This is a genomic window from Gemella sp. 27098_8_92 (assembly GCF_041433685.1).
Lineage (GTDB): Bacteria > Bacillota > Bacilli > Staphylococcales > Gemellaceae > Gemella.
In genome coordinates, this window is sequence record NZ_JAPWBZ010000002.1 from 171500 (window position 1) to 198189 (window position 26690).

The following is a 26690-nucleotide window of genomic DNA, read 5'->3' on the forward strand; positions in this document are numbered from 1 at the left end:
ATGAAATTACTATATGAAGGAAAAGCAAAACAATTATTCGAATGTGAAAATAAAGATGAAATTTATGTTCATTATAAAAATAGTGCGACAGCATTTAATGGAGTGAAAAAAGAAGAATTTGAACATAAAGGAATTTTTAACAATACAATTACTTCTTTAATCTTTGAGTATTTAGAAAAAGAAGGTGTTGAAACACATTTTATAAAAAAAATTAATGAAACAGACCAACTTTGTAAACATGTTACGATAATTCCGTTAGAAGTTATTGTAAGAAACATAGTAGCAGGTTCAATGGCTAAAAAGTATGGTATAGAAGAAGGAAAAAAATTAGCAAAACCTGTTTTTGAACTTAGCTATAAAAATGATGATTTGAATGATCCTCTTATTAATGATGACCACGCTGTGGCATTAGAAATAGTAACAGAAGAAGAACTTGCGAATATACGTGAGCAAGCTTTAAAAATTAATTCTTTACTTCAAAAATTATATTTAAAAGCAAACTTAGTATTAGTAGATTTCAAAATTGAATTTGGAAAAGATAAAAATGGTAAAATCATTTTAGCTGATGAAATTTCTCCAGATACATGCCGACTTTGGGATAAAGATACAAATGAGAAATTAGATAAAGATAGATTTAGACGTGATTTAGGTTCTGTAATGGAAGCTTACGAAGAAGTTTTAAGGAGATTAGAAGATGCGAGGGCTTAACGAAGAATGTGGAGTGTTTGGAATTTGGGGACATCCCGAAGCAAGTAATGTTACATATTTTGGGTTACATAGCTTGCAACATCGTGGACAAGAAGGTGGAGGAATAGTCTCTAATGATAAACAAGTATTACGTGGATATAGAGATCTGGGATTAATATCTGAGGTTTTCCGTGATAAGAAAAAGTTAGAAAAACTACTAGGGAGTAGTGCCATTGGGCATGTTCGTTACGCAACGTCAGGTAGCAATAATATCCAAAATATTCAACCATTTTTATTTCATTTTTATGATATGAGTGTTGGAATATGTCATAACGGAAACCTTATTAATGCAAAGACACTACGTCGTGAATTAGAACAAGATGGAGCAATTTTCCATTCTTCTTCTGATACAGAGGTACTTATTCATCTAATTCGACGAAGTAAGGAAAAGGAATTTAAAGCACAACTTAAAGATGCCCTTTGTAAAATTAAAGGTGGTTTTACCTACTTAGTATTAACAAAAGATACTATGTATGGTGCTGTTGATCCGAATAGCTTGCGTCCACTTGCTATCGGTAAAATGAAAAATGGTGCATACGTTGCTGCTAGTGAAACATGCGCTATTGATGTAGTAGGAGCGGAGTTTGTATGTAATGTTGGTGCAGGAGAGCTAGTTATTATAGATGATAAGGGTATTCGTATTGAAAAATATACAGAGGACACAAAAGTTGCAATAGCAGCTATGGAATACGTATATTTTGCACGACCTGACTCTAATATTGCTGGAGTTAACGTCCATACTGCGCGTAAAAGAACAGGACGTCGTCTTGCTATTGAACAACCAGCACCTGATGCAGATATGGTAATTGGTGTACCTAACTCATCACTATCAGCTGCGAGTGGATATGCAGAAGAAAGTGGATTGCCATACGAAATGGGACTTATAAAAAATCAGTATGTTGCACGTACATTTATTCAACCTACGCAAGAGTTGCGTGAACAAGGTGTAAGAATGAAATTATCTGCTGTTAAAGGTGTTGTTAGTGGTAAAAGCATTGTTCTAGTTGATGATTCTATCGTTCGTGGAACGACTAGTAAGCGTATAGTTCAACTTTTGAAAGAAGCTGGGGCACGTGAAGTTCATGTGAGAATTTCGGCACCACCTTTGATTTTCCCAAGTTTTTATGGTATAGATATTTCCACAACAGAGGAATTAATCGCTGCTAATAAGACACAAGATGAGATTTGTGAAATAATTGGTGCAGATTCATTAGGGTATTTGAGTGAAGATGGTTTAATTGAATCTATAGGTTTGGATTATGATGCGCCATACACAGGTCTTTGTATGGATTGTTTCAATGGTGATTATTCTGCTGGACTATATGATTATGAAGAAGATTATTTAAAATCAATGACGAATATCCAAAAGAAATTTTTGCAAGAAAGGGGTAAAAATAATGAGTAAAAAATACGAAGAAAGTGGAGTAAGTTTAGAGGCTGGATATAAATCAGTAGAACTTATTAAAAAACATGTAGCACGTACTAAAAATTTAGGGATGATGTCTGCAATTGGAGGATTCGGTGGTGCATTTGACTTAAGCAGTTATAATTTCAAAAATCCTGTTTTAATTAGCGGTACCGATGGTGTAGGAACTAAATTAAAACTAGCTTTTGAGCTTGATATTCATAACACAATTGGGATTGATGTTGTAGCAATGTGCGTTAATGATATTCTTGCTCAAGGAGCTCAACCACTATTTTTCTTAGATTATTTAGCTGTTGGAAAAAATTATCCTGAACAAGTAGAACAGATTGTTGAGGGTGTAGCAGAAGGTTGTGTTCAAGCAGGGTGTGCCATTGTTGGTGGAGAGACAGCAGAGATGGCTGGATTTTATGATGATGGAGAATATGATATTGCAGGATTTAGTGTTGGAGCAGCTGAAAAAGAAGATTTATTAAGTCCAGAAAATACTAAAGCTGGACAAGTAGTTATCGGACTTCCTTCGACTGGTGTTCATTCAAATGGATTCTCATTAGTAAGAAAAATTATTCGTGATAATAATATTAGTCTTGATGAAAAGTTTGGTGATAGTACAATAGGAAAAACTTTATTAACACCGACAAAAATTTATGTTAAAGAAGTATTAAAAGTGCTAAAAGAAGTGAAAGTTGCAGGAATTGCTCATATAACTGGTGGAGGATTCCATGAAAACTTACCACGTTGTCTAAAAGAAGGTTTAGGCATGAAAATTAATAAAGATTCATATGAAGTACCAGAAATATTTAAGTACTTACAAGAAAAAGGAAATATCGATGAAGCAGAAATGTACAATATCTTTAACATGGGTGTAGGAATGGCACTTGTTGTTAATAAAGAAGATGTAGAAAAAACTTTATCATTGTTAGATGATGGATTTGTTCTAGGTGAAGTAGTAAATGAAAGTGGAATTGAAATAATATGAAGAAACAAGTAGCAATATTTGCATCTGGAACCGGAAGTAATTTTGAGAAAATTGCAGATGATAATAGACTTAAAGAAAAAATGGATATTGCACTTCTAGTTTGTGATAAATCAAATGCAGCTGTAATAAAAAAGGCGCAAGATCGTAACATAAATACTTATGTTTTTTCAACAAAAGATTTTGGATCAAAACAAGATTATGAAGCAGCTATTTTGGAGCAAGTTAAAGATTTAGATTATATTTTCTTAGCTGGTTATATGAGAATTATTTCTCCGTATTTTCTGGAAAATTACAAAAAAACAATCTTAAATCTTCATCCTTCTCTTTTACCCAAATATAAAGGTAAAGATGCGATTGAACAAGCATATAAAGCGCAGGAACGTGAAATAGGAATTAGTATTCATTATGTTAATGAGGAGTTAGATGGTGGAGAAGTTATTGCTCAAAAATCATTAACAGTGAAAGATGGTGAAACTCTAGAAGAAGTTACCACAAGGATTCATGAATTAGAACATGAACTTTATCCAAATGTTATTTTAAAATTAGTTGAGGAGGCACTATGACGAAAAGAGCTTTAATAAGTGTAAGTGATAAAACAAATATTGTAGAATTTGCAAAAGGATTAGAAAAGTATGGATTTGAAATTATCAGTACAGGTGGGACTTTTACTTATTTGAAAAATAATGGTGTAGCCTGTATTAGTATTGAGGATGTTACGCACTTTCCAGAAATTTTGGAAGGTCGTGTAAAAACACTTCATCCTAAAATCCATGGTGGATTACTTTCAAAACGTGGAAATGAACTTCATAATAAACATGTAGCAGAAAATAATATAGAATACATTGATTTAGTATGTGTTAATTTATATCCATTTGAAGCTACTGTTAAAAAAGAAGGAGTAAGCGAAGAAGAAATTATAGAAAATATTGATATCGGTGGACCGAGTATGTTGCGTAGTGCTGCGAAAAACTTTAATGATGTAACGGTTGTAACTGATATTCGAGATTATGACCGTATACTAAATGAATTAGAAAATGGTGGAATTACTCTTGCGACACGTCGTTCATTAGCTATTAAAGTGTTTAATACTACTGCAAGTTATGATGCAGCTATTGCAAATTACTTTAATAAAGCTGATAACTTGATCCCTGAAAAATTAACATTATCTTATACGTTAGAAGATACTTTACGCTACGGAGAAAATCCTCATCAAAAAGCGTATCACTATGTACAAGATAATAATGAAAGCTATGCTTTACAAAATGCAGTACAACTGCACGGGAAAGAAATGTCTTACAATAACATTCAAGATGCTTCTGCTGCATTAGATATTCTTGCAGAGTTTGATGAGATTGCATGTGTTGCTGTAAAACATATGAACCCATGTGGTGTTGCAATAGGAAAAGATGTTTTTGAAGCATATTCACGCGCTTATGATGCGGATCCTGTATCTATCTTTGGAGGGATTGTTGCGATTAATGGCGTTGTAGATAAAGCTACCGCAGAAAAAATGCATAGTATTTTCTTAGAAATTATTTTAGCAGTTGATTATGATGATGAAGCGCTAGAAATACTAACTAAGAAAAAAAATCTACGTATTTACAAACTTGGTGATAAAAATAATAATCATGAACAACAAATAAAAAGTGTTCGTGGGGGAATCTTGGTCCAAGATTTCAATTCAGAGCTAGCAGAAAGTTATGAAGTTGTTACAGATAAACAGCCAACTAAAGAACAAATGTCGGACTTAGAATTTGGTCTTAAAGTAGTTAAACATGTCAAATCAAATGCAATTGTTGTAGTTAAAAATGGTCAGACATTAGGAATAGGAGCCGGCCAAATGAATCGAGTAGGTTCATGTAAAATAGCTCTTGAACAGGCTGGTGCTCTTGCAGATGGTGCAGTTCTTGCTTCAGATGCCTTCTTCCCAATGCGAGATAGCGCTGATTTAGCAGCAGAATATAATATTGCAGCAATCGTACAACCTGGTGGTTCAATACGCGATCAGGAAAGTATAGATGCTTGTAATGAGAAAGGTATGGCGATGCTTTTTAGCAAAATACGCCACTTTAAACACTAATGGCAAAAGTATTAGTAGTGGGTGCAGGTGGAAGAGAGCACGCTATCGCTTACAAGTTTAACCAAGAAGGACACGAAGTTTATATGGTTGGTATTAATCCAGCAGTTGAAAAATTTGGGACTTGTATTGACATCAAAGAAGATGATATCCCAAATTATGCATTAGAAAATAATATTGATTTAGTTTTTGTTGGACCAGAAGTACCGTTGGTAAATGGTTTGGTTGATAAACTCCAAGAAAAAGGTATTCGTGCTTTTGGACCAAGTAAAAAAGCAGCACAATTAGAAGGAAGCAAAGTATTTTCTAAAATGATGATGGAAAAATATAATATTCCTACAGCTAAACATGAAAGTTTTAGCGACTATGAAAAAGCAAGTGAATATTTATCTCAGCAAAAAGCTCCAATCGTTTTGAAAGCTGACGGACTTGCTGCAGGTAAAGGGGTAATCATAGCTGAAACCTTAGAAGAAGCTCAATATGAACTTAAAGAAATGATGTGTAATTCTAAATTCGCTGCAGCTGGGGTAAATGTCGTAATAGAAGAGTTTCTATCTGGAGAAGAATTTTCTCTAATGTGCTTTGTTTCCGATAGAAAAGTTTATCCAATGGAAATTGCTCAAGATCACAAGCGTGCTTTTGATAATGATGAAGGATTAAACACAGGGGGAATGGGAGCATATTGTCCACTTAAAAAGATTACACAAGATGATGTAAATGAAGGTCTGGAGAAGGTAGTGCAACCGATGGTAGATGCAATGAGCAGTGAGGGGATGCCATTTTATGGAATACTTTATGCTGGTCTTATGAAGTGTGCTGATGGTGTTAAAACTATTGAGTTTAATGTTCGTTTTGGAGATCCAGAGAGCGAAGTCTTGCTATTAAAACTAGAGAGCAGTTTATATGAAATTTCTAACAATATCATCGATGGTAAGGATGTTGTGTTGAAATGGAATAAGGATGCATTTATTGGAGTTGTTATGGCTGCGAAAGGTTATCCAGAAAAAAGTGAAAAAGGTGCAGTTATTAATGGTTTAGAAAAATTAACAACACCGGTATTTCACATGGGAACAAAACAAGTAGATGGTAGTATTGTAATAAATGGAGGACGCGTCTTATTAGTTTGTGCAAGTGGTGAAAACTTGCAAGCTGCACGTGAAAAAGTATATAATGAAATAGGAAAAATAGGATGTGATGACTTGTTTTTCCGTAAAGATATAGGTCACCATTCATTATAATATTATGTAAATGAAGTAAAAATATAAAATCTAGGAGATACTTTAATGATAGAAAGATATAGTAGAGAACCTATGCGTAGTATTTTCAGTGATGAAAATCGTTTTAAAGCATATTTAGAAGTAGAACTTTTTGCAACTGAAGCATGGAGTAAACTAGGAGTTGTTCCAGAAAATGATGTAAAAAAATTATTTGAAAATGCTAAGTTCGATTTAGAAGGAATCTTAGAATTAGAAAAAGAAACTAAACATGATATTGTTGCGTTTACTCGTAATGTGTCTAGTTATTTGGGAGAAGAAAAAAAATGGGTTCATTATGGGCTTACTTCGACTGATGTTGTTGATACAGCATATGGTTATTTATACAAACAAGCTAACGATATCATCATGGAAGATTTACTAAAATTCCAAGAGGTATTAAAAGAAAAAGCTTTAGAATATAAATTTACACCATGTATCGGCCGTACTCATGGGGTACATGCTGATATCAGTAGTTTCGGATTGAAATTTGCTTTATATTATGATGAATTCAACCGTCATATTGAGCGCTTTAAAGCAGTTAGAAAAATAATAGAAGTAGGTAAAATTTCTGGAGCAGTTGGAACATTCTCTAACACTCCACCTGAAGTTCAAGATTATGTGTGTGAAAAATTAGGAATTCAGTCAAGTAACATTTCAACACAAACATTACAACGTGATCGTCATGCCGATTATTATTCAACATTGGCTTTAATAGCAAGTTCTATTGAAAAAATTGGTGTAGAAATTCGTCACTTACAGCGTACAGAGGTTCGCGAAGCAGAAGAATTTTTCTCAAAAAATCAAAAAGGTTCAAGTGCGATGCCTCATAAACGTAATCCAATATCAAGTGAAAATATGGCGGGATGTGCAAGAATTATGCGTGGATATATGTTAGCTTCGTATGAAAATATTCCACTTTGGCATGAGCGTGATATTTCTCACTCAAGTGCAGAACGTATTTTAAGTAGTGATGCAACAACATTACTAGATTATATGTTGAATAGATTTACAAATGTTGTTAAAAACTTAACAGTATTTACTGATAATATGATTAAAAATATTTATGCGACTAATGGTGTTATCTTTGCTCAAAGAACAATGAGTAATTTAATAGAAAAATATGATTTTTCTCGTGAAGAAGCATACGATTTAGTTCAACCACTTGCCATGAAATCTTGGTTCGAAGGTATACCATTTAGACAACTTTTAGAGGAAAACGAAGTTATTAAAAACACTGTTTCTAAAGAAGTACTAGATAGCTGCTTTGCACTAGAAGTACATTTGGTTAATATTGATAAGATTTATAAACGTATTCCAGGTTTAGAAGATTAAAATAAGTGATATATAGATTGAAAAGTTTTATACAGAGAATTATAAAAGTAGAAAAGCGAAAGATATATAGGAACTACCTAGCAACTTTCGCTACAATGAGGTAAAATATGAAGTCAGATTTTCAAATTTCAAATGAATGTGAGAAAAAACATATTGCAGAAGTTGCTGCAAAATTAGGTTTAAGAGAAGAAGATTTAATTCTTTATGGAAATTATAAAGCAAAAATTCAAACAAAAAATATTAAGCATGATATAAAAGAAGATGCTAAATTAATTTTAGTAACTGCAATTAATCCAACATCAAGTGGTGAGGGGAAATCAACAGTAACTATTGGGTTATCAGATGCTCTAAACAAACTTGGGAAAAAATCTTGTGTAGCACTTCGTGAACCATCATTAGGCCCAGTACTCGGTCGCAAAGGTGGTGCTGCAGGTGGTGGGTATGCTCAAGTAGTACCTATGGAAGAAATTAATTTACATTTTACTGGAGATATGCATGCAATTACAACAGCTCATAATGCCATTGCTGTTTTAGTAAATAACCATGTTTTCCAAGGCAACGAACTTGATATTGATAAAATTGTGTTCAATCGTGTTATGGATATGAATGCACGTGATTTACGTCACATTAAAGTAAATGCAGGAACAGAGTTAGAACGAGAAGATGGTTTTGATATTACGGTTGCTAGTGAAATCATGGCAATTCTATGTTTATCAGAAGGAATAGCTGATTTAAAAGAAAAACTTCGTAATATTCTTGTCGCTTATAACTCAAAAGGTGAACCTATTTATCTGAAAGATTTAAAAATTGAAGGTGTTATAACTTCTTTATTGAAAGATGCTATTAAACCTAATATAGTTCAAACTTTAGAAAATAATCCAGCTATCATTCATGGGGGGCCGTTTGCAAATATTGCTCATGGATGCAACTCAATTTTAGCAACAAAAACTGCTTTAAAATATGCTGATTATGTGATAACTGAAGCAGGATTTGGTGCAGACCTTGGTGCAGAAAAATTCTTAAATATCAAATGCCGTAAAGCTGAATTAAAACCAAAAGCAGCAGTAGTAGTAGCAACAGTAAAAGCTTTAAAACTTCATGGTAATATCGAGGAAAAGGATCTTAAAGAAGAGAATATAGAAGCACTTGCAGCTGGTGTTGCCAACTTAGAAAAACATGTAGAAAATATGAAAAAGTATAATCTGCCAGTTGTAGTTGCTTTAAATGTTTTTGTAACAGATACTGAAAAAGAATTAGCATTTTTAGAAGAGTGGGCGGCTAACCAAGGTGTTGAACTTTCAAGAACAGAAGTTTGGGAACATGGTGGTGCAGGCGGACTTGACCTTGCAGAAAAAGTAATTCGTGCAATAGATAACAATGAAGAAGATTTACAACTTCTTTATAGTGATGAAACACCAATTGCAGAAAAAATAGAAATAATCTGTCGAGAAATGTATGGAGCAGATGGTGTAAATCTAACTGATGAAGTTAAAGGAGAAATCGCTAGAATAGAAAAATTAGGTTTTGGTAGTTTACCAGTTTGTATGGCTAAAACACCAGCGTCATTAACTGATAATGCAAAAATAAAAGGCCGTCCTACAGGATTCAAAATTACGATCAACGATGTTAAACTTCGCAGTGGTGCAGGTTTTGTAGTTGCTTATGCTAACAAAGTCTTAACGATGCCGGGTCTTCCTAAAGTACCTAGTGCATTAAATATCGATATTGATGAAGAAACAGAAACAATTTTAGGGATATTCTAAAATTATAAAAGAAGCCGAAAGGTTTCTTTTTTTACGAATTTTTAACATAAAAATATACAAAACCAGTGTAAAATATGTTATAATGAATATGTTTGAGTAGGAATAATAAAGTAACTTGTGTTTTAACCGAATAATCAAAGAAACATAATAATTTTTTGCTTGAATAAATAAAAATATAATTAAATAAATCTTACTTTTACAGGAGGGTAATTTATGTCTACAATAGTAGTAGTTGGATCACAATGGGGAGATGAAGGAAAAGGTAAAATTACCGATTTCTTAGCAGAAAAAGCTGATGTTATTGCGCGTTATCAAGGAGGTAATAACGCAGGACATACAATTAAATTTGACGGTAAAACATATAAACTTCAATTAATTCCATCAGGAATTTTTAATGAAGATAAATTATCAATAATCGGTAATGGATTAGTAGTTGATCCGAAATGGTTATGTGGTGAAATTGATCGATTAAAAGAAAGCGGAGTTACTTGTAAAGGATTAAGAATATCTAATAGAGCGCACATTGTTTTACCATATCACTTAAAACTTGATGAGGTAGAAGAAGCACGACGTGGAGAAAATAAGATAGGAACTACTAAAAAAGGTATAGGCCCCACTTACGTTGATAAATATAAACGTTGTGGTGTCCGTGTAGCAGATTTATTAGATGCAGAGTTATTTAAGAAAAAATTAGAACAAAATCTAGTTGAAAAAAATGAAGTATTTGAGAAAATTTATGGTGTTGAAGGATTTACTGTTGAGGAAATATTCAATGAATACTTTGAATATGGAAAACAACTTTCTGAATATGTAACAGATACATCAAAAGTTTTAGAAGATGCACATAAAATGAATAAAAATATACTATTTGAAGGTGCACAAGGGGTTATGTTAGATATTGATCATGGTACATACCCATATGTTACATCATCAAATCCTAGTGCTGGGGGAATTACTGTTGGTAATGGATTTGTCCCAACAAATGGCCTTAAAGTTTTAGGAATTAGTAAAGCTTACACTTCTCGTGTAGGAGATGGCCCATTCCCAACGGAGTTATTCGACGAAATTGGTGATACTATTCGTGAAGTAGGTCATGAATATGGAACTGTTACAAAACGACCACGTCGTATTGGGTGGTTTGATACAGTAGTAATGCGTCACTCTGCGCGTGTATCAGGTATGACTAATCTTTCGGTTAACTGTTTAGATGTATTGAGTGGTCTAAAAGAAATTAAAATTTGTACAGCTTATGATTATAAAGGTGAAATACTAACAGAATATCCAGCTAGTGAAAATATTATAAAAGAATGTAAACCAATTTATGAAACACTTCCTGGATTCGATGAAGACATTACAGGAGTAACTACTTTAGAAGAATTACCAGAAAATGCACGTAATTATCTAAGTAAAATAGAAGAGTTGGTTGGAGTTAAGATTTCTATTTTTTCTACTGGACCAGATAGAACACAAACACACTTATTAGAAGATTTATGGAAATAGTATAAATAAATTATAGAGAGAACAAATTATAAAAATTTAATTTGTTCTCTCTATTTCATTTACAATTCATTTTGCTTTGTTATATTAAAATCAGCAAAAAAATAATTTATGAGGTGAACATGTATGTCAATATTAAAAAAAGCATGGTTTTATATTACAAGAAAGATATTGAAGACATTAATCATATTTCTTATTTTAGTAAGTATGTCTACAATGATTTTAAGTACAATATCTATAAAGAAATCAACAGATAAGGTATCGAAAGAAACATTCCAAAATATAACAAGTAGTTTTTCTATGGAAATAAATAGAAGAACAAATCCTGGAACAGCAAGGGGTGCTGGTAACCTCGTTGGTAAGGATATTGAACAAATTAAAAATATACCAGGTATAAAAAAATACATAAAAAGAATGAATGTGTCAGCTGATTTAATTGGATTAGAACCATTGAAATTAGCTAATCACAGATTAGAAGAAAACAAATCAGAAAACAAAAAGAAATTTAGTAAAACAGTAATTGTAAGTGGAACTAACGACTCTTCACTAGATGATAGATTTTCTGCAGAAACATTAAAATTAAAAGAAGGAAGACATTTACGAGATTCTGATAAAAATAGCGTTTTAATACATGAAGGTTTCGCTAAAAAGAATAATTTAAAATTAGGGGACAAAATTAAATTAAAAGGTAATCCGAATGATGCCGATAATGAGAAAAAATCTGATAAAGAAACAGAAGTAACTATTGTAGGTATATTCACAGGTCAAAACAAAGGAAATACATCTAGTCACATGGAGTTGTATGATAATATATTTATAGCAGATACAACAACGACTAAGACTTTATATAATTACGAAGATGGAAAAGAAATTTATCAAGATGCTATATTTTTAGTAGATGGTAAAGATAATGTAGATAAAGTTATAGCAGAAGCTAAGAAGTTACCTATTAACTGGAAATTATTTGAACTAGTGAAAAGTAATCAAAACTTCCCAGTATTACAAAAATCACTTGATTCTATATATGGTATTACTAATGGAGTATTTATAGGAACAGTAGCATTCAGTATTATTATATTATCTCTAATATTATTCCTATGGATTAATGGTAGAAGAAAAGAGATTGGTGTTAACCTTGCTCTAGGAGTTTCTAAGGCGAAAATAGTAGGACAATTTATTTTAGAGTTAGTTATAATCAGTATTCCAAGTTTTATCGTTTCATACTTTATAGGTAAAGCAGTAAGTCAAAGTATAGGAAATCAAATTTTATCACAATCTATAAAATCTGTTACAGAGAGTGTTGCTAATCAAACAAAAGGTCTAAATCTAGGAGCTAATGCAGAGGTAGAAGGAGCGAGTAAAATGATAACATCATTAGATGTAAGTGTAAACCTTACAGATATGATGAGTGTTGTAGGAATAGGATTAGCGGTAATTGTAATAGCGATTTGTATTACATCAATTCGATTAATTTACAAAAAACCAAAAGAATTGTTACAAAATATTAACTAGTTATACTTTGTAGATGAGTAAATGGTAAAAGAAAGGAGTAATAGCTATGACAACTTTTAAAAGAGCCTATCTATATATAACTAGAAAAAAGGTTAGAAGTATAATTATGTTTATGCTACTTACAATTATATCAACGGTATTATTAAGTAGTAATATTTTAAATCATACTGTAAAGGGTATTTCAAACAAGATATATGAGAGCTCTAATTTCGGATTTACTGTTAAAAATTTATCAAAAACTGATAAAGAAATATCTGTGAAAAAATTGGATAAAATTACAAACTTACCTGATATAAAAGGGGCAAATTATCAATTTGCAACACCTGTTAATCTTTTAGGGAGTAAGGTTGTTGAGGGACAAAATAATCTTATTTTAGACGAGAAAACAAATAAAAACAATTTAGTTATGTTAAATGCAAATACTAATACTGCAGATAATTCAGACTTTAAAAGCGAAGTATTGAAATTGAAAAAAGGAAGACATATAGGTCCTGAAGATCGTAATAAAGTACTGGTTCATGAAGAATTTGCAAAATTAAATAATCTTGATATTGGAAGTAAAATAAAATTAGAAAAAGCAAATAGTTCTGAACAAAAGACTACTAACAAAGACTATGAAGTAGTAGGTATTTATTCAGGAACAAAGAATAATGAATTTCAAGGATTGAGTTCAGATTTCATAGAAAACACAGTTTATACAGATTACAAATCAAGTCAAGAATTAATGGGATATTCTGAAAGTGATAAAAAGGTTACGTCTGTAGATTACTTTGTAAAAAATCCAGAGAAGTTAGAAGATGTTGCCAAATCAGCAGAAAATCTAGCAATAGAAGATACAGAAGTAGTAAAATCTAATAAAAATTTCCAAACAGTTATCGCTTCTTTACAAAGTATAGAAAAGATAATAGATATAGTAAAAATAGGAAGTATTATAGCAAGTGTGATAATTTTATCATTAGTTCTAATATTTTGGCTAAGAGAAAGATTACACGAAATAGGGATATTATTATCTATAGGAACTTCAAAAACAAAAATTATATTGCAACAGATAATAGAATTAGTATATATCGCTGTGTTTAGCATAATCTTATCTAGTGTTTTAGAAAATGTTATTTTAAAATATGGAGTAAAAAATGCTATAGATAAGCTAGGGGTAGATAATTTACCAGAAGCAATTTCCCAACAAATTTTAAATGTAAAAGTAGAGTTAGGATATGTTCTAACAGTATCAGCTATATTATTCTTAATAATAGTGTGTTCTATTGTAATAACATCTTTAATAACATTAAGAATGAAGCCAAAAGAAATTTTATCAAAAATGAGCTAAGAGAGGAACAAAGTATATGTCAATTTTAAAAATTAAAAATGTTAGTTATTCATATGAAAACAGAAAAGAAAAAGTTTTAAGAAATTTGAATGTTGAATTTGAAGAAGGAAAATTTTATGCAATAGTAGGTAAATCTGGGGCAGGTAAATCTACACTATTATCGCTACTTGCAGGATTAGATACACCTACTAGTGGAGAAATTTTGTTTAATAATCAAGATATTAGTGAGAAAGGATATAATTACCATAGAAGTCACCAAATATCATTAGTTTTTCAAAATTACAACTTAATTGATTATTTAACACCGTTAGAAAATTTAAAATTAGTATCTTCAAAAGCGAATAAAGATATTTTATTACAATTAGGATTAGAAGAAGAACAAATAAAAAGAAATATTATGAAACTTTCAGGAGGGCAGCAACAACGTGTTGCTATCGCCAGGGCTCTTGTTTCAGAAGCACCAATAATATTAGCAGATGAACCTACTGGTAACTTAGATGAAAAAACGGCTGAGGATATTATTAATATATTAAAAGATTCAGCGAAGAAAAGAAATAAATGTGTAATTGTAGTAACTCACAGTAATCAACTAGCAAGAGAAGCGGACGTTGTATTACAATTACAGGATAAAAAATTAAAAACAATATAAAACATATTAATTGCTAATTTTAGTTTACTAAGGTTAGCAATTAATTAATAGTGTTGAAAAAAATATATCAACATGTTATTCTTAAATATGAGAATAATACCAAAGGAAAATATAACGATGAATATATTAGTAGTAGATGATGAACAAACAATACTAACAGGAGTAGAAGAATATTTAAAAGAATATGGATATAATGTTTTTACAGCTGGAAATGGTGTGGAAGCAATTGAGATTTTTGAAAAGATTGAAATTAATTTAATTATATTAGATTTAATGATGCCAGAAAAAAATGGCTATGAGGTACTAGAAGAAATAAGAGCACAAAGTAATATCCCAGTTATTATCCTAAGTGCTGTGGAAGATGAAATATCTCAATTAAAAGGTTTTGATTTAGAAGCGGATGATTATGTAACTAAACCTTTTTCACTTCCTTTATTAGCAAAAAGGGTAAACGCCTTATTAAAAAGACATTATGGTAATCATGAAATTTGGAAATATAGAGAAGCTATAGTGGATTTTACAAGTTATAAGGCTGTATATGCTAATGTAGAGGTGGATGTGAAGCCAAAAGAGATAGATGTACTTAAATTTCTTCTGAAGCATTCTAATCAAGTAATGAGTAGAGAGCAAATATTAGATTATGTATGGAATAATAGTGATGATGTACCATATGATAGAGTAATAGATGTCTATATTAAAAATTTAAGAAAAAAATTAGAACTGGATTGTATAGTTACAGTAAAAAATGTGGGGTATAAGTTGCAATTATGATAAAAAATATGGGAATTTTTTCAAGAAATTTTTTCAAGACATTAGGAATTTTAGGTACAGCTATAATTATTATTCATGCTATAGTATACTTTACTTTTCCGATTTTTTATGCAGAGAATCAAAGAAATAAAATAAATGAGAGTGCGGATATTTTAATAAAGTATTTGGAAGAAAAAAATTCGGATGAGATTCCATTATTATTGGAATCATATTCAAAAAATTTGAGGATTTCTGTACATTTGAAGGAAGAAACACCTAAAGATGATTCACAAATAGTAAAGGATTTAAATATTAATAAAAATAATGAATCTACATATATTATTATTGAGGAAAGAACACTAAAAACAAAAGATAATAAAAACTTATCAGTACAGTTTATTTCAGGCACTAATTTAATAGATGAGGCAATAGACATTGTATTGGTGTATCTTCCATATACACTTGTATTAACGTTAATATTTAGTTTTATATTTTCATATGTTTATTCTAAGAGACTGGCAGAGCCACTTTTATATATTTCAAAAATCACTAAAAAAATGCAAAATATGGAGTTAGATGCTAGATTTGACGAAGGGAATAAAGGTGAATTGGGAGAAGTAGGTTCACAAATTAATAAAGTATACAGTAAATTGTTAACTACTATAAATGATTTGGAAATAAAGAATAAAAATATTATCGAATTGCAAGAACAAAAAGTTGCGTTTTTGAGAGCGGCTTCTCATGAACTAAAAACACCTTTAACAGGAATTAGAATTATTTTAGAAAATATGAAGTATAATGTGGGTGTTTATAAAGATCATAATAAATATTTATCTGAAACTATTTTAAAGATTGATAGTCTAAGTATATTATTAGGAGAGATTTTAGAATCTTCTAAGTTTCAAGAATGGACTGAAAATAAACAAATATTAAATATAAAGAACGCTGTTGAAATTATGATTGATAGATATAGAGAAATGTATTTGGTGAAGAACATTAAGATAAATAATAGCGTAAAAGATACTACAACTATACTTATGAGTAAGCAGGCATTAGATAAAGTATTATCTAATGTTGTTAGTAACGCAGTTAAATACTCTTCGGAAGGCAGCAGTATTCAAATATATGACGATGAAGAATATTTATATATAGATAATCCGTGTAAGCCATTAAGTGAAGGAGCACAAAAAAATTTATTCAAGATTTTTTATCATACTCAAGTAATTAATAAACCGCAAAATGGTACGGGGCTAGGGTTATATATTGTAAAAAATATATTAGAAAGTTATGATTTAGAATATAGCTTTAAACCATATGAGCAAGGCATGAGATTTAAAATTAGAATAGAAAATAAAGAAAAAGATGATATTTAAAGTAAAACATCCTTAAGGTTAGTTATAGTAAAACTAACGCTAAGGATGTTTTTTATTATAATGTTGTTACAGTAGTAGAAAGACTATTTACTTAAGCAAAATAGTCCTTCTAATTCTTTTAATGCTTCATCAAAAGAATATACAAGTTTTCCGTGTTCTAAAATCCCACCAAGAACGTAATGGTTCATTGCATAACTAGGAATTTCATATTTATTTGCAGATTTTAGACGGATATCAGAATTGATGACGATAATTCGTTTTTTTAGGGCAATTGCTAAGCCTAACTCAACCATAACGCCACTATCTTCATTAGTAATATCAACTAAAAATATATCACAGTTATGTATAGCTTCTGTGTCTCCACGAAAAATTTCTTGTGGAGTAGGTAAAGTTTGTTTATCTTCATTAAACGGTTGTTCAATTGGATTAAAAACTGATAATTTTTCTCCAAAACGTTCCTTTAATAAACGACCTTCTTTCAAACGTTGAGAAATTTCTCCCTCATTAAATAATGCTCCAGCTAAATAAAGTTTCATAAAATAAAGACCTCCAATAGTAATATAAGTAAATTATAATATTTTTATTTGAATTTTACAATTAATGTTTTTATATATTGATAATGATTATATGTTTTATGGATTTTAAATTAATTATTTAATATTTATAAGAGTAAATATAAATTTTTTAATCAGGTGGCTACTGGATATTTAAATAAATTTCCATTATAATAAATATACATAGAGAAAATTTTAAAAATACTAAAATATGAATATTTTAATTGAATTATCAAAATTTTGTGAGGAATAACAATGAAAAGTGTAGTATTGTGTGAAAAACCATCTGTTGCTCGTGATATAGCGAGAAATCTTGGTGCAAAAAATAACAAGAATGGTTGTCTAGAAGGAGATAAGTACATCGTTACTTGGGCATTAGGGCATTTGGTAACGCTGCAAACTCCTGATAAATATAAGGAGTTCAGCAATGTAAGTTTAGAAAATTTGCCAATGATTCCAAAGTATATGAAAACAGAGATTATAAAGAAAACTTTTAAACAATATAAAATAATAGAAACTACAGTTAATAGAAAAGATGTTAATGAAGTTATTATAGCAACAGATGCTGGACGTGAGGGAGAACTTGTTGCACGTTATATTCTTGAAAAAGCAAATTGCAAAAAGAAAGTTAAACGTTTATGGATTTCTTCTGTTACAGATAAAGCTATAAAAGATGGATTCAAAAATCTTAAAGCTGGTGATGATTATCTTGGACTTTATTACTCTGGTGTTGCCCGAGCTAACGCTGACTGGCTAGTTGGAATTAATGCTTCAAGAGCGTTAACATTGAAGTATAATGCGTCATTAAATTGTGGTCGTGTTCAAACTCCAACATTGCAGATGGTGTTTGAACGTGAAGAAAAAATTAAGAATTTCAAACCGCGTGAGTATTATACTTTTGAAGCAGTAGTTGATGGTATTAGATTTAACTGTGGAGAAAGTGAGTATAATTTTGCTAAAGCTGAAAAGTTTGTTAGTGATAATAAAAATAAAACTATTAATTTTGATAAGGTAGAGGTTAAGATTAAAACTTCTATCCCGAAACCACTATATAATTTAACTGATATCCAGCAAGTAGCAAGTACATTATTTGGATTGTCTCCAAAACAGACACTTAATATTATTCAACGTTTATACGAATCTCATAAAGTACTGACATATCCTCGTACTGATAGTAGATATTTGACAACTGATATGAAAAATACTTTAGCTGATCGCTTACGAGCTATTGGTGGTGATTATAAGGAAATAACTGCTAAACTACTACGTGAAAAAGATTTTAACACGAAGAGAATTATAAATAATTCTAAAGTAAGTGATCATCATGCAATTATTCCAACGGAGCAAAAGCCAAATTATATGTCTTTATCTGATACAGAGCTTAAGATTTATAATTTAGTAGTAAAAAGATTCCTTGAAAACCTTCTACCTGATTATAAATATGAAGAGACAAGTTATAGTTTTAAATTAGATAATAAAGTATTTACCGCTAAAAGTGCAAAAGTAATTCAACTTGGTTTTAAAGAGTTAAGTAGAAGCGAGATTGAGGATAAAAAAATTAGTTTTTCTACTAAAGAATTTAGCTTGGATAGTTTGCAGTATAATAAAAAACAAACAACACCACCGAGTTATTACACAGAAGGTAGTTTAATTTATGCGATGGAAAATCCTTTTGAGTTTGTAGATGATGATAATGAAAGAAAAATTCTAAAACAAACTAATGGTATAGGAACAGTAGCGACTCGTGCAGATATTCTAGAAAAATTATTTACTAATGATTATTTGGTTTTAGATAACGGTAGGATAAAAACAACAAACAAAGCTAAGCAACTGTTAAACTTAGTACCAAAAAATCTAAAAAGCCCTTCGCTTACTGCAACGTGGGAAAAACAATTAGACAATATTGCTAAAAACAAACTATCAAAAGATAAGTTTTTAAAAGATATTAAGGATTATACGAGGGAATGTATTTTAGAAATAAAAGATAGTCAGGATAAGTTTAAACATGATAATATTAGCGGGAAAAAGTGTGAAGAGTGTGGAAGCTATATGCTTGAGGTAGATAAAAAAGGAACAAAGATGTTAAAATGTTCATCTCCTACTTGTAGAAATAGAAAAGTAATAAGTCGTTTGACAAATCTTCGCTGTGATAATTGTCATAAGAAGATGACTTTATTCGGAAGTGGAGAAAACTCTACTTATAGATGTGTATGCGGAAATTCATTAAAGCAAAAAGAAGTAGATAAACGTATAAAAAATAATAAAAAAGATAAGGCGAGTCGTGTTGATATGAAAAAATATATGAAGCAGGAAAGTTTGGAAAATAATGCCTTACGTGATAAACTATTAGGACTTAAATTAAAATAAGTATTTGATTTTATACAAATTTAATTAATGTTATACTATGATGTTAAAAAACAAATCTAAGAGTATAGTTCAAGTTGCTATAAATGGAATTTTTCTCTTTAAAAGCTAGTGTTTAGTATGAGTTTATGCTATAATTAATCATGAAAAAATTTGACTGAGAGGTAAATAATGAAATACATATCAGTAGCCGTAGATGGACCAGCTGGTTCAGGTAAAAGCACAATAACTAAAATGGTAGCAAAAGATTTAGGATATAATTATGTTGATACAGGTGCTATGTATCGTGGATTAACATATGATTTTTTGAAAAATAATTTAACAGAATTAGATGAAAAAAAAATAGAGTTACTATTGAGCAAAGTAAAGTTTGAAGTGAAGTTTATAGATAGAGTTCAATATGTTTTCGTCAATGGTGAAGATGTTAGTGAAAAAATTCGAACTGCAGAAGTGTCAAAATTTACGTCACTATTTGCTAAATCACCTGCGGTTCGCGAATTTTTAATTGACACTCAAAGAAACCTTGCAATGAGTAATAATATAATAATGGATGGTCGAGATATAGCATCGGTAGTGTTACCTAACGCGGATGTAAAAATTTTCTTGACAGCATCCGTTGAAGAAAGAGCGAGACGTCGTGTTTTAGATTTTGACCGACAAGGGGTAGTTGATATTGATTTCGATAAGGTTAAAGCTGATATAGCGGCGCGTGACTATCAAGATGAAAACCGTGATATAGCACCACTTGTAAAAGTAGATGATGCAGTGTTGATAGATACAACTAATTTAACTATAACTGAAGTAGTAGAAAAGATGACAGAATTAATTAAGAAGGCAGAAGGATAAGGAGAAAAGAATGTATAACTTTGTAAAAACATTGTTATTATTGTTTTATAAAATTTTTTATAAAGTAACAGTAATTAATGGCGAAAAAATAGAGAATGCAAAAGGTGTTGTTATTTCAGGAAATCACTTGAGCAATCATGATCCATTATTGTTTCCAGCATTTTTTGATAAAAAAATTCGATTTATTGCAAAAGAAGAATTATTTAAAATTCCATTCATAAAGCAATCATTAAAAGCAACTGGAGCAATTCCTATTAAACGCGGAACTTTCGATAGAGCAGCTATTAATTATAGTATTAAGTTATTAAAAGAAGGAGAAGTAGTTGGTGTTTTCCCTGAGGGTACACGTTCCCATTCAAAAGAGTTAGATCTAGGTCAATTACATAACGGTGCATCTTTTATTGCAACAAGAGCTAAAACGAAAATCATTCCGTTTGCAATAATTCCAAGTAAAAATTTTAGATTATTTTCAGAAATTAAAATAGTTGTAGGTGATGAAATAGATGCCACTAGTTTGAAAGAAGAAGAAAAAAGTCATGACGAAATTACAGCTATCTTAATGCAAGCTATTTCTGATTTAATAGTAAAGGAGAAGTAATATGTACGAAAAAACTATAAAATTCAAATTAGAAAAAAAATTTTTTAACTCAGCAGGCTTTTTAGATAATAAGTATATTTATGATTGGCTTAATTTAGCCAAAAAGTACTATCTAAATAGTTTGGGGATAGATGTAGATTCTCTAATTAACTATAATCTATATTATTCTGATATAGAGGTTAAATATTCTATCAAAAATAACATCAGATTTGAGAATCAAGATATGTTTATTAAGACGTGGATAGAAAAACATAATGGAATAAAAACTATTTTTTCTTATGAATTATCTGTTGATGGTGTTGTTGTAGCACTTGCAACTTCATCACATAATATTTTAGGGACTGATAGCGACCGAGCTGTTCGTATTGATAGAAATCTTCCAAAATGGGATCAGATTTTAAAAGATGTAGTTAATGGAGAATAAAGAAATAGCTAAAAATAAATGGAAGTAATTTATTTTTAGCTGTTTTTATATTTATTGATTAAACATAGATATAAGTCAACCAGATATATACAATTTTAGTAATTAAAGAAAATTGAAATTAAATTTATTTCAATTGATAAAACTAGCTATTTGTTATATACTTTTATAGTGATTTGTTAACAACAAATATGTAATTGAAAGGTGTCAAAAATGATATACTTAGATAATTGTGCGACTACAAAACCTTATGATGAAGTTTTGAAAACTTTTGTTGAGGTTAATAATAATTATTATGGGAATCCCGCTAGTATTAATAAATATGGGAAAACAGTGAATAAACTTCTTAATGCAGCTAGAATACAAGTTGCAGATATATTAGGTGTGGAAAGTGATACAGTATATTTCACATCTTGTGCAACTGAAAGTAATAATATAGCTCTTTTAGGGAGTGTTGAACATAAAAAAGATTTTGGAAATAGAATTATAGTTTCGAGGATAGAACATCCTTCAGTATTAGAGACGTTTAGAGAATTAGAACATCGTGGTTTTATTTTAGACTATGTTAATGTTGATGAAAATGGATTTATCGACTTAGAACATTTAAAATCATTGTTAACAAAAGAAACTATTCTAGTTAGTGTAATGCATGTTAATAATATTTTTGGAGCCATTCAACCTATTGGTAAAATTGTAGAACTACTCAAAGATTATCCAAAAATTCATTTTCATGTTGATGGAGTTCAGGGGGTACTGAAAGAAAAAATTGATTTAACTGTGATTGATAGTTATTCTATTTCTGCACATAAGTTTCACGGCTTGAAAGGTGTAGGAGTATTATATTTAAAATCACGAAGAACGACGCACAATATTACTTTTGGAGGAGGGCAAGAAAATGGTCTTCGAAGTGGTACTGTAAATGTTCCTGGAGCAGTAAGTCTTGCTAAAGCATTGAGACTAACTCAAGAGAAAGTAAATGATGTTAAAGAAAAACATTATGAATATAAGAAATTAATTGTTGATGAATTAAGCGCAATAGGGCACGTAATAATTAATTCGCCGTTACAAAATGATTTTGTAGATTCAATAATTAACATTAGTCTTCCGAAAATAAAAGGAGAAGCCATTATCAATGCATTAAATGAACGTGGAATTATGGTTTCAACAACGAGTGCTTGTTCGTCAAGAACTTTTCATTTGAATGAAGCTTTATACGCTCGTGGTTTATCAAGAGAAAATATTGAAGGAAGTATTCGAGTTAGTTTCTCATATGAGACAAAACTAGAAGAAGTTAAAAAATTTATCGAAGTATTTAAAGATGAATATTATAAAAAATTTAAAGAGGTAATTGAAAGTGGAATATAGTCATATAATAGTCAGATATGGAGAACTTACTCTGAAGTCTGGAAATAGAAATGAATTTTTAAAAAAGCTTACAAAAAATATTCGTTACAATCTTCAAGGATTAAAAGGATTTCATGTTCAAACAAAACGTGATAGAATGTATATCCATTTAGATAATAACGATGATGTGGTAGAAATAATGAATCGATTAAAACGCGTTCCAGGAATCCACAATTTTTCACCAGTATTACGAGCACCGCTGGATATAGAAGAAGCGAAGAAAGTAGTAGATAATCTATTAAAAACAAAATTAGATAAAGAATATACGTTTAAGATTCAAACAAAACGCGCTAATAAAAATTTTGAGTATAATACCAATGAAATGAATAATATTTTTGGTAGTCATGTTCTTGTTAATTATAAAAACTTAAAAGTTAATGTAAAACAACCAGATTTTATCATTAATGTAGAAGTTCGTAGTGAAGGAATTTTTATTTTCACAGACTTTATAAAAGGTATTGGAGGTTTTCCTGTCAATACCTCATCAAAAGCATTGCTTCTTTTATCAGGAGGAATAGACTCTCCTGTTGCAGCGCATATGTTACAAGTTAAAGGTGTGGAAGTAGAAATGATTCATTTCCAATCTCCACCATTTACATCAGCTGATGCATTGAAAAAGATTTTCGATTTAACTATCAAACTTAGCCAAGTTGTAGGGAAAATAAAATTACACGTTGTTAATTTTACTAAGTTACAAACTGAAATAGTTAAACGTGTCCCATCAAATTATACAATGACTTCTACAAGAAGATTTATGCTTCGTATTGCTGAAGAAGTAGCGAAAAAAGAGGGATGTTTAGCTATCGCAACTGGAGAATCACTAGGGCAAGTAGCTAGCCAAACATTGGAATCTATGAATTGCATCAATAATGTAACTTATATGCCTATACTACGCCCATTGTTAACTATGGATAAAGTGGATATTATAAAAATTGCAAAAGAAATAGATACGTTAGAAATTTCTAATCTTCCATTTGAAGATTGCTGTACAATTTTCACACCAAAAGCTCCAAAAACAAAACCGAGATTAGAAAAAATTGTCGCTTATGAATCACGTGATGATTATTCAGAGCTTATTGATGAAACATTAGCAAGTATTGAGACATATCTTTTTGATAAAAATGGTCGTATAATTACACAAGATATAAAAGAAAACAAAGAAGAAAAAGAAGATTTTTCGGATTTATTATAAAATAGAAAGAGAGATAGTTAATGGAAAAGAAAATAATTGTAATTGGAGCCGGTCTTGCTGGAAGCGAAGCAGCATGGCAACTTGCTAAGCGTGGAATTAAAGTTGATCTTTATGAAATGCGTCCAAAAAAGATGACCCCAGCACATAAAACGCAAAATTTTGCTGAGTTAGTATGTTCAAACTCATTAAGAGCTAATAATATTACGAATGCTGTAGGCTTATTGAAAGAAGAAATGAGAATGCTTGATTCTTTAATCATGAAATGTGCAGATGCTACGCAAGTTCCTGCTGGAGGAGCGTTAGCGGTTGATAGAGATAAGTTTTCAGAAATGATTACAAATACTATTAAAAACCATCCAAATATTAATGTTATAGAAGAAGAGTTGTCAGAAATTCCTAAAGGAGAAAATCCTGTTATTGTTGCTACAGGACCTTTAACATCTGATTCACTGAGTGAGAACATTAAGGGATATACAAAACAGGATGGATTGTATTTTTATGATGCGGCAGCCCCAATTATTGAAAAAGATTCTATAGATATGAATAGAGTATATCTAAAATCACGTTATGACAAAGGGGAAGCTGCGTACCTAAATTGTCCGATGACAAAAGATGAATTTCTTTCATTTTATAATGAATTAATTACGGCAGAAGCAGCTCCACTAAAAGAATTTGAAAAAGAAATTTATTTTGAAGGGTGTATGCCTTTTGAAGAAATGGCTAAACGTGGGGAAAAAACTTTATTATTTGGACCAATGAAACCAGTAGGTCTAGAAGATCCAAAAACTGATAAACGTCCCTATGCTGTAGTACAACTTCGTCAAGATAATAGTGAGGGAACGCTATATAATATAGTTGGATTCCAAACACATTTAAAATGGGGTGAACAAAAACGAATTATTAATATGATTCCCGGTTTAGAAAATGCCAGCATTGTTCGCTATGGAGTTATGCATAGAAATACATATCTAAATTCTCCTCAATTGTTAGAAAAAACATATCGTCTAAAAGATGAAAAAAATATTTATTTTGCAGGACAAATGACAGGTGTTGAAGGTTATGTTGAGAGTGCAGCTTCTGGAATTGTAGCAGCGCTAAATGCATTATATAACACTGAAGGAAAAGAAGTAGTTTTCCCAACTGAAACTATGATTGGAGCAATGGCAAATTATATAGTGGATAATACGAGTAAAAACTTCCAACCTATGAATGCAAATTTCGGTATAATAAAACCTCTTCCAGAGAAAATAAGAGATAAGAAGGAAAAATATGAAAAATACGCAAAAAGATCATTAGAAATTTTAGAAAATTTCAGAATAGATTAAAAAATTTTCTCAAAAAGTCTTACAATTCCCTTGGAATAGTGGTATAATAGTCAAGGAAGCATTTTTGTAAGGAGAAAAAAATGGCGAGTTTATTACAAAAAACAAGAAAAATAAGTACAATTTTACAAGAAGGACGTCATGAAAATGTCGATTTTGAAGCGATGGCAATGCGTTTAAGTCCTATTTTAGATTCAGTTGTCTATATCTTAGATGTAGAAGGTAATATTCTTGGATATGATTCAATTATGGATTATTCTAATGAGCGTATGGAAGAAATTATTCGTGCTAGGAAAGTTCCTAAAGTTTATTTAGATGCTACATTGAAAGTATATGCAACGAAGGTTAATATTCCGTTTCAAGATCCACTTTCTATTTTTCCCGAAGAAGAAACAGAAAGATTTGAGGGAAATACATATACTGTAATTTTACCAATAAGAGGTGGCGGTGAGCGTCTAGGGACACTAGTTATTGGAAGAATGGATAACAATTTTCAGGATGACGACTTGGTGTTGGCAGAGTATGCATCAACAGTAGTAGGAATAGAAATTCTTCACGAAAAACAAGACAAAGAAAAAAATCTAGCTCGTGATAAGGATATGGTTAATATGGCTCTTAACTCATTGTCATATTCAGAAAAAGAGGCAATTGAACATATTTTTAAAGAATTGGATGGAACAGAAGGATTGCTTATCGCAAGTAAAATTGCAGATAGGGTAGGAATTACTCGTTCAGTTATAGTAAATGCACTTAGGAAATTAGAAAGTGCGGGTATTATAGAATCAAAATCATTAGGTATGAAAGGTACATACATAAAAGTACTTAAAGAATATTTCTTAGAACTAATATTCTCTAATGAATTTTAAAATGTAAAATTGTAAGAGAAAACCTCCTATTTAGGAGGTTTTTCTCTTTGCTTATTTAGATATTAATTTTTCCATAAATATCTTATTATTAATTATCACACGTGTATGATTAGCTGTTGCAATTTGTGTATCACTTTCATATGCTTCAAGGTTGAAGATAATTATCTTTTCTTTAATAATTTCTTTTATTGAGCCTTTGACAATTATATTTTTTCCAATAAGAGTTGGAGCAAGATGATTTATATTAATATTACTACCAACACTGCCTAGTTCATCATTAAGAAAATTATTTAAGTAATTTTTTGCAGCATTTTCCATAAAAGCCACTAGACTAGGTGTAGATAATACTTCTAAATCACCACTTCCCATATTTTTAGCACTATTTTCATCTTTGACAGTATAGTGTGTTTCAAAAATTTTATTTAATTCAATATTCAT

24 protein-coding genes are annotated in these 26690 nt (G+C 30.5%); 22 read left to right on the forward strand and 2 right to left on the reverse strand.

The features are described from left to right. The 14 genes from purC (at position 1) to O3802_RS02215 (ending at position 16685) form a co-directional block, all read left to right on the forward strand. Complete coding sequence (gene purC, locus O3802_RS02150) at positions 1–708, forward strand: phosphoribosylaminoimidazolesuccinocarboxamide synthase (RefSeq protein ID WP_004632146.1); 708 nt, start codon at positions 1–3, stop codon at positions 706–708. After that, positions 695–2152 (forward strand): amidophosphoribosyltransferase, encoded by a 1458-nt coding sequence (purF, locus tag O3802_RS02155; protein WP_371458096.1) that lies wholly within the window; start codon positions 695–697, stop codon positions 2150–2152. The genes purC and purF overlap by 14 nt, the downstream gene beginning before the upstream one ends. Further along, a complete protein-coding gene (purM, locus tag O3802_RS02160; RefSeq protein WP_371458097.1) occupies positions 2145–3149 on the forward strand; it encodes a phosphoribosylformylglycinamidine cyclo-ligase in 1005 nt (334 codons plus the stop codon). Before purF ends, purM begins: the two co-directional genes overlap by 8 nt. Next, the gene (gene purN, locus O3802_RS02165) at positions 3146–3712 is read left to right on the forward strand and encodes a phosphoribosylglycinamide formyltransferase (protein ID WP_371458098.1); all 567 of its coding nucleotides are present in this window, start codon (positions 3146–3148) and stop codon (positions 3710–3712) included. Before purM ends, purN begins: the two co-directional genes overlap by 4 nt. Further along, on the forward strand, positions 3709–5229 hold the full coding sequence (gene purH / locus O3802_RS02170; RefSeq protein WP_371458099.1) for a bifunctional phosphoribosylaminoimidazolecarboxamide formyltransferase/IMP cyclohydrolase: 1521 nt from the start codon (positions 3709–3711) through the stop codon (positions 5227–5229). Before purN ends, purH begins: the two co-directional genes overlap by 4 nt. Beyond that, positions 5229–6464: a phosphoribosylamine--glycine ligase gene (gene purD / locus O3802_RS02175; RefSeq protein WP_371458100.1), complete on the forward strand. Its 1236-nt coding sequence runs from the start codon at positions 5229–5231 to the stop codon at positions 6462–6464. The genes purH and purD overlap by 1 nt, the downstream gene beginning before the upstream one ends. 45 nt (positions 6465–6509) lie before the next feature. Further along, positions 6510–7814 carry an adenylosuccinate lyase gene (gene purB / locus O3802_RS02180; RefSeq protein WP_371458101.1) on the forward strand — a complete coding sequence of 435 codons (1305 nt, stop codon included), beginning with the start codon at positions 6510–6512 and terminating at the stop codon, positions 7812–7814. A 107-nt stretch (positions 7815–7921) separates the two neighbouring features. Continuing rightward, on the forward strand, positions 7922–9577 hold the full coding sequence (locus tag O3802_RS02185; protein ID WP_371458102.1) for a formate--tetrahydrofolate ligase: 1656 nt from the start codon (positions 7922–7924) through the stop codon (positions 9575–9577). Between the two features lie 213 nt (positions 9578–9790). Next, on the forward strand, positions 9791–11077 hold the full coding sequence (locus O3802_RS02190; RefSeq protein ID WP_111743095.1) for an adenylosuccinate synthase: 1287 nt from the start codon (positions 9791–9793) through the stop codon (positions 11075–11077). Between the two features lie 123 nt (positions 11078–11200). Next, positions 11201–12586: an ABC transporter permease gene (locus tag O3802_RS02195; protein WP_004632128.1), complete on the forward strand. Its 1386-nt coding sequence runs from the start codon at positions 11201–11203 to the stop codon at positions 12584–12586. Between the two features lie 46 nt (positions 12587–12632). Continuing rightward, on the forward strand, positions 12633–13913 hold the full coding sequence (locus tag O3802_RS02200) for an ABC transporter permease (RefSeq protein ID WP_371458103.1): 1281 nt from the start codon (positions 12633–12635) through the stop codon (positions 13911–13913). Positions 13914–13929: 16 nt separating this feature from the next. Next, positions 13930–14562, forward strand: a complete 633-nt coding sequence (locus tag O3802_RS02205) for an ABC transporter ATP-binding protein (RefSeq protein ID WP_371458104.1) — start codon at positions 13930–13932, stop codon at positions 14560–14562. 117 nt (positions 14563–14679) lie between these two features. Further along, positions 14680–15333 (forward strand): response regulator transcription factor, encoded by a 654-nt coding sequence (locus tag O3802_RS02210; RefSeq protein WP_371458105.1) that lies wholly within the window; start codon positions 14680–14682, stop codon positions 15331–15333. Continuing rightward, positions 15330–16685 (forward strand): ATP-binding protein, encoded by a 1356-nt coding sequence (locus O3802_RS02215; RefSeq protein WP_371458106.1) that lies wholly within the window; start codon positions 15330–15332, stop codon positions 16683–16685. The genes O3802_RS02210 and O3802_RS02215 overlap by 4 nt, the downstream gene beginning before the upstream one ends. 83 nt (positions 16686–16768) lie before the next feature. On the opposite strand, the gene O3802_RS02220 is transcribed toward O3802_RS02215, so the two are convergent. Next, positions 16769–17221, reverse strand: coding sequence for a nucleoside 2-deoxyribosyltransferase (locus O3802_RS02220; RefSeq protein ID WP_371458107.1), 453 nt, complete (start codon positions 17219–17221; stop codon positions 16769–16771). A 273-nt stretch (positions 17222–17494) separates the two neighbouring features. Here O3802_RS02220 and O3802_RS02225 point away from each other — a divergent pair, with 273 nt between their 5' ends. The 8 genes from O3802_RS02225 (at position 17495) to codY (ending at position 26252) form a co-directional block, all read left to right on the forward strand. Beyond that, positions 17495–19606: a DNA topoisomerase III gene (locus O3802_RS02225; RefSeq protein WP_371458108.1), complete on the forward strand. Its 2112-nt coding sequence runs from the start codon at positions 17495–17497 to the stop codon at positions 19604–19606. A gap of 168 nt (positions 19607–19774) precedes the next feature. Continuing rightward, positions 19775–20449 carry a (d)CMP kinase gene (gene cmk, locus O3802_RS02230; RefSeq protein WP_371458109.1) on the forward strand — a complete coding sequence of 225 codons (675 nt, stop codon included), beginning with the start codon at positions 19775–19777 and terminating at the stop codon, positions 20447–20449. Between the two features lie 10 nt (positions 20450–20459). Next, positions 20460–21047: a lysophospholipid acyltransferase family protein gene (locus O3802_RS02235; protein WP_371458110.1), complete on the forward strand. Its 588-nt coding sequence runs from the start codon at positions 20460–20462 to the stop codon at positions 21045–21047. Position 21048: 1 nt separating this feature from the next. After that, complete coding sequence (locus O3802_RS02240) at positions 21049–21471, forward strand: acyl-CoA thioesterase family protein (RefSeq protein WP_111743101.1); 423 nt, start codon at positions 21049–21051, stop codon at positions 21469–21471. Positions 21472–21681: 210 nt separating this feature from the next. Beyond that, a complete protein-coding gene (locus O3802_RS02245; protein ID WP_371458111.1) occupies positions 21682–22833 on the forward strand; it encodes a cysteine desulfurase family protein in 1152 nt (383 codons plus the stop codon). Then, positions 22823–24064: a tRNA uracil 4-sulfurtransferase ThiI gene (gene thiI / locus O3802_RS02250; RefSeq protein WP_371458112.1), complete on the forward strand. Its 1242-nt coding sequence runs from the start codon at positions 22823–22825 to the stop codon at positions 24062–24064. The genes O3802_RS02245 and thiI overlap by 11 nt, the downstream gene beginning before the upstream one ends. A 20-nt stretch (positions 24065–24084) precedes the next feature. Then, on the forward strand, positions 24085–25389 hold the full coding sequence (gene trmFO / locus O3802_RS02255) for an FADH(2)-oxidizing methylenetetrahydrofolate--tRNA-(uracil(54)-C(5))-methyltransferase TrmFO (RefSeq protein WP_371458113.1): 1305 nt from the start codon (positions 24085–24087) through the stop codon (positions 25387–25389). Positions 25390–25469: 80 nt separating this feature from the next. Then, positions 25470–26252 carry a GTP-sensing pleiotropic transcriptional regulator CodY gene (gene codY / locus O3802_RS02260; protein ID WP_371458114.1) on the forward strand — a complete coding sequence of 261 codons (783 nt, stop codon included), beginning with the start codon at positions 25470–25472 and terminating at the stop codon, positions 26250–26252. 51 nt (positions 26253–26303) lie between these two features. On the opposite strand, the gene O3802_RS02265 is transcribed toward codY, so the two are convergent. Next, complete coding sequence (locus O3802_RS02265; RefSeq protein WP_371458115.1) at positions 26304–26690, reverse strand: thioesterase family protein; 387 nt, start codon at positions 26688–26690, stop codon at positions 26304–26306.